Origin of the sequence: Protofrankia sp. Cj3 (assembly GCF_917627355.1) — a bacterium.
Classification (GTDB): Bacteria; Actinomycetota; Actinomycetes; order Frankiales; family Frankiaceae; genus Protofrankia.
Map to the genome: position 1 here is coordinate 1 of NZ_CAKJTR010000274.1, position 4,383 is coordinate 4,383.

At 67.2% G+C, this 4,383-nt stretch carries 7 protein-coding genes; 2 read left to right on the forward strand and 5 right to left on the reverse strand.

Going from position 1 to position 4,383, the window contains the following annotated elements:
• The first annotated feature begins 70 nt into the window (after nt 1-70).
• Nucleotides 71-421, forward strand: coding sequence for a hypothetical protein (locus MJ783_RS22135; RefSeq protein ID WP_239313550.1), 351 nt, complete (start codon nt 71-73; stop codon nt 419-421).
• Between the two features lie 142 nt (nt 422-563).
• On the opposite strand, the gene MJ783_RS22140 is transcribed toward MJ783_RS22135, so the two are convergent.
• Together MJ783_RS22140 and MJ783_RS22145 are read right to left on the reverse strand one after the other, a co-directional pair.
• Nucleotides 564-791 (reverse strand): hypothetical protein, encoded by a 228-nt coding sequence (locus tag MJ783_RS22140; RefSeq protein WP_239313552.1) that lies wholly within the window; start codon nt 789-791, stop codon nt 564-566.
• 175 nt (nt 792-966) lie between these two features.
• Nucleotides 967-1,413: a hypothetical protein gene (locus MJ783_RS22145; protein ID WP_239313554.1), complete on the reverse strand. Its 447-nt coding sequence runs from the start codon at nt 1,411-1,413 to the stop codon at nt 967-969.
• 323 nt (nt 1,414-1,736) lie between these two features.
• Between MJ783_RS22145 and MJ783_RS22150 the strand changes: the two genes are divergently transcribed.
• Complete coding sequence (locus tag MJ783_RS22150) at nt 1,737-1,967, forward strand: hypothetical protein (RefSeq protein WP_239313556.1); 231 nt, start codon at nt 1,737-1,739, stop codon at nt 1,965-1,967.
• A gap of 180 nt (nt 1,968-2,147) precedes the next feature.
• Here the strand turns inward: MJ783_RS22150 and MJ783_RS22155 are convergent, their stop codons facing one another.
• The 3 genes from MJ783_RS22155 to MJ783_RS22165 are packed head-to-tail and all read right to left on the reverse strand — an operon-like array spanning nt 2,148 to nt 4,161.
• Nucleotides 2,148-3,029, reverse strand: coding sequence for an acyl-ACP desaturase (locus MJ783_RS22155; protein ID WP_239313565.1), 882 nt, complete (start codon nt 3,027-3,029; stop codon nt 2,148-2,150).
• 17 nt (nt 3,030-3,046) lie between these two features.
• Nucleotides 3,047-3,904: a cyclopropane-fatty-acyl-phospholipid synthase family protein gene (locus MJ783_RS22160; protein WP_239313559.1), complete on the reverse strand. Its 858-nt coding sequence runs from the start codon at nt 3,902-3,904 to the stop codon at nt 3,047-3,049.
• The gene (locus MJ783_RS22165; protein ID WP_239313562.1) at nt 3,901-4,161 is read right to left on the reverse strand and encodes an acyl carrier protein; all 261 of its coding nucleotides are present in this window, start codon (nt 4,159-4,161) and stop codon (nt 3,901-3,903) included. Before MJ783_RS22165 ends, MJ783_RS22160 begins: the two co-directional genes overlap by 4 nt.
• Between the last annotated feature and the right edge of the window lie 222 nt (nt 4,162-4,383).

Consider the following 4,383-nt stretch of genomic DNA (forward strand, 5'->3'; position numbering starts at 1 on the left):
CGGGACGGTGGTCGCGTCGCTTTCGGCCCGCACTGTGACATGGCCGGAGACGACATGACCGGAGACGGATGTGTTCCAGGAACGAGCAAAAATGCTGCCCGGACGTCCCGACCTGTTTGTCATCGATATACCGAGGCCTGTTCTCGTCGGGCTGGGGAGCGCTGTCCTGTTGCTGGTCGTCCTGGCCCTCGTCGGGTCGCTGGACTCGCTCGCGCTCGCCGCGGTGCTCAGCTACCTGATTCTTTACGGCTTCTCGCTCGTGCTGCTGCGCTCACCCCACCAGGCCGGATCAGGCCGGGCGGACGCCAGCGGGCGGGCCCGGCGCGGTGTCGTTAGAGCGTGTGTGAGATCGGGCTTTCGATCAGTGAGCCGCGGCCAGGCGCTCCCCGGCAAGGCGGAAGGCCGAAGCGATATCGGATGAGTTGTCTTGGTGTGGCCGACAACGCGGCCAGGGGGCACCTGGGCGCGGCGAGCCGGAATGACGATCTCACACGCGCTCTGAGAAACGCGCTCTGAGAGTGGCTGGCACGAGGGCGTGCCCCAGCCCCGTGGCGCCGCGTCCCCTACTGCCGGTCGCTTTTCGTCATCCAGGTGAGGTCATTCTCGGTGATCCTTAGCCGCGCCGCGATCTCCTGGCTCGTCCGGCCGGTCTCCACCGCTTCACGAAGCGCCTGATTACGTATGGTTCGTAGCGATGTGCGCTGGGCGCAGTCGGTCCAGATCAGATCGTTTGCGGCGACCGCCCGTTCGATTGGGTCGGTGATGGCAAGCACCTCGTCATGGGATAGCACGCGACGATAGTCGCCGCTCCGCGCGGTTCTGGCAATGCCCGCGTACGGCAGAGTTCGAACGGCAGCTACCAGCTGTCCAGGTCCCCGGGGCTGACGTTGCCGCCGAATGGGTAACGTGCTGTCGCGTCAGCACTATATACCGTACCGTTACCGTGAGGCAGCCCGTGTGCGGCAGTCAGGCGACGCCGCCGTGTTCCGTGGTGGGCAGCGTCCGCCGCCGGTCGTGACGGTCCCGTACCCGTAGGTAGATCTCCAGGGAGAGGTTGAGCAGGAGGTGCCCCTCGTGGGCCGGCCGGCGGAACGTGCCCGGCTGGACGCCGAAGAGGCGGGCGGCTCGTTCACGCCGCTGGTCAAGCGTGAGGGCGAGGGTACCCGGCCACAGGCACAGCATGATCCCGGTCGCCTCGCTGTGCGGCTGGTCCAGGGTGGCGACGGCGGCGGTGAGCAGGCGATGCGCGAGGATCGCCCGGTCGTGGATTCCCTGGCGGGGCATGCCGGCCTCAACAGGCCAGACCAGGTCGACGAACTCCGGCGTATATGTGACCAGCTCGGCGGGCCGGCCACCACGGCGGAGTATCCGGACGAGCTGGTTGCGAATCTGTTGCACATTGGCTGTGTCCATCGGGTGGTTCGGTCGTTCCCTTCGAGATGACCTGTGAGGACCGTCTTTCGTAGCGGCTCATGCCAGTTTCTTGCCAGGCGCGTGCCCCGCTGGCCGCATCGGCTTTCCGCCTGCCAGCCTTCTACCAGTTTCCGTATCTGATTCTGGCATGACACCGTGCGTCGAATCTGCCCGGTACGGGTGCTGCACTCTGCCACGGCCGCGATGTTCACTGTTCGGTGACGGGCGGAACGTGGGCTGGCAGCGTGACAGGCATGATGCCGTCCGATCGTTGATCGGTCGTTGCGGCTGCCCCGAGCGGGCAGGTGATCGGAGGGTTGCCGATGAGCATGGAACCACAGCTGATGTCGGAGCCAACGGCGGAGCAGCGGTTGTACGCCGCTGTCCGCTTCGCGGGTGACGACCGGTCGAGCGTCGCTGAGGTGGCGATCCTGTTCGAGAGCGCCGCGGCGGCCGATGACTATGCGCTCGGCTGCCGGTGGGACGATTATCTCGTCGGTGCGATCCGTTTCCATCTTCCGCCGCGGGCATGCCGGGTGCGGTGGGTCGCATGATTGAGGGTGACCGGCAGCAGGGGGCGCGGCGTCGCGGGGCTGGTGCCCGCGCCTTGGCCTCGTTCCTTGATCTACCCCTTGCCGTCGGAGCGGCTTGGCCGTGGTGCGGCGGGACGCCGCGCCGGCCAGCGGCAGCGCTGTGGTTGTCGGTGCGCCGCCGAAGGCCTCCACAGAGATCCGTCAGGATGGATGCGTGGTGGTGCGACAGGCGGCGATGAATCGGGTCAGCTCGTTCACTCGGTCCGACCGGGCGTCAACCGCGCGGTTCACCACCCGGATCAGGTGATCGTAGGCGTCGGTGTGGTCGTAGCGGGCGGTGTCCGCGATCCGTAGTGCCCACCGCCAGTAGCCCTTGATCGTGTCTGCGAGCGGCATCCGGAACTGTGCTATCACGTCCCGGATCGGTTCCACCGCGGCATCGCCGTAGGCGATCAGATAGCGCTCCACCATGTCAGCCATGAACGAGAAGTGCCGGGCCTCGTCCCGGCCGAGCCGGTTCAGGATTTCCCGCAGCACCTCGTCGGTGACAACGGCACGCAGCTGCTGGTAGTAAAGCTGGGTCGCCTTTTCCTGCACGAGGGTGTAAGCGAAGAGCGAGATCGGATTGTCGTGGGGCAGGCTGAACGCCCGCCGGCCTTCCGCGGCCAGCTCCAGGCGCAGGTGCTCGGGCTCGGCGAGCCCGGAGGCCACCTGGTAACGGAAAAGAGCACGGGCGTGGCTGTCTTCTTCCTGCGCCCAGCGAACCGTGAAATGGTAAAGCTCCCGGTTGCGCGCGAACTCCTCGGGGCTGACCCGCTCGTCCAGCGGGAAACGCTGGTTGTAGAGAGCGAAGTAGCCGGGTAGATGGTCTTCGATCAGGGTGATGAAGCGGACCGCGGACTGCTGCCCGCCGGTCAGCTTCCCGCAGTCCGCGTTGTCCCAGTCGAAGTCGGTCTCGACGTCGAAACGGCGCGCGGCCGGCCCGGCGGCCATGAACGATGTCACTGCCTGCTCAATATCGGCCGCGGGCAGCAGCTGGTTTGTCTCCTGCTGGGAGGCTGTCGTGGTCCGGGTCACGGCCATCGTTCCCCCTGACCGGGTCATCGGGTTTTCCGGCAGGTCAGGGCGTAGTGCTTGGTGGTGTACCCCCACCCAGCGTTGGCGATCTCCAGGTAGCGCTCGAGCCGCTCGGCCAGACCAGGTTTGATCCTTTCGATGTCGGCGGCGCTGGCACGGACGTTGGCCAGCCAGTCGTCGATCGTGCGCCGGTAGTCGTCGGTCAGGTCGTCGAGACTGCTCAGGGAGAAGCCCGCGTCCTCGGCGCCGCGAACAAGCTCGGACACAGGTCGCAGGTCTCCCCAGCCGAAGATGGAGTCGCCGACGAACCGAGTACCGGCGCGTTGGTGGAACGTCGTGTGGGCGGCCGTGCTGCGGAAGCAGCTCTCGGACACATACAGGCAGCCACCGCGGCGTAGCAGCGTCCGGGCCCGGCGGAACGCGGCGGTCAGATCGGGCATGTGCACGATCGACCCGAGCATCGTCACCGCGTCGAAGCTGCCGCTGGGGAGGCTGGTTTCCTCGAAGTGCCCTCGCAGCGTGGTGACGCGCGTGGCCACCCCGAGCGCCTCGGAACGCGCGCGGATGTACTCGTGTTGGCGTCCCGCCGGGCTGATGCCGACCGCCCGGCATCCGTGCTCCCGGGCCATGAACAACAGCAGCGATCCCCAGCCGCAGCCGACGTCGAGCAGCTGTTCGCCGCCGCGCAGGCCGAGCCGTTCGGCGACGAAGCGCAGTTTGTTGATCTGTGCCTGCGCAAGTGTGTCAGACGGTGACTGGTAGCGCCCGGCGCTGTACTTACGTGACGGGTCCAGGAACAGGCCGAAGATTTCCGGGTCGAGGTCGTAGTGCTGGTTGGTGTCGGCGACGGCGGTCAGGGCTGTCCCCGCGGCCGGCGTCATGCTGGATCCAGCGCGAGTGCGCCCGCGACCACCAGGGCGACGTCGTGGATGGACGAGAGGGTGAAGATATCCTCGTCGTCCAGCTCGACGTCGTAGTGGCGCTCGATCCTGGCGATCATCCGGAGTACCTTGACCGAGTCCGCGCCCTGCATCGACCGCAGGTCGGCGGACGGGGTCACGCTGCCGGCGGCGAGGCCGAGTTCCTCGGTCACGATCCCGGTGATCGCGGCGACGATCTGCTCATGGCTGGCGGACATCAGTGCTCCTTCGAAGGATGGTGGTGACGGGCGCATACGCCCGCGCCTGTCATGGCCGTGCCTGTCATGGCCGCGCCTGTCATGCCAGCGATTCAGCCAGGGCACGCCGGATGCGGGCGCCGCTGCCGAGGTCCAGGCCGGTCAGGGTGCCGAAGGCGCGGCGGATCTTCACATGGAGCCGGTCGAGCTCGCCAGCACCGGCGATCCGCGTCAGGAAGAACT

Excerpts from the sequence above, each read along its gene's own strand:
- MJ783_RS22145 (WP_239313554.1), bottom strand. The coding sequence starts at position 1,413 with ATGGACACAGCCAATGTGCAACAGATTCGCAACCAGCTCGTCCGGATA.
- MJ783_RS22150 (WP_239313556.1), top strand. The coding sequence starts at position 1,737 with ATGAGCATGGAACCACAGCTGATGTCGGAGCCAACGGCGGAGCAGCGG.
- MJ783_RS22155 (WP_239313565.1), bottom strand. The coding sequence starts at position 3,029 with ATGGCCGTGACCCGGACCACGACAGCCTCCCAGCAGGAGACAAACCAG.
- MJ783_RS22160 (WP_239313559.1), bottom strand. The coding sequence starts at position 3,904 with ATGACGCCGGCCGCGGGGACAGCCCTGACCGCCGTCGCCGACACCAAC.
- MJ783_RS22165 (WP_239313562.1), bottom strand. The coding sequence starts at position 4,161 with ATGTCCGCCAGCCATGAGCAGATCGTCGCCGCGATCACCGGGATCGTG.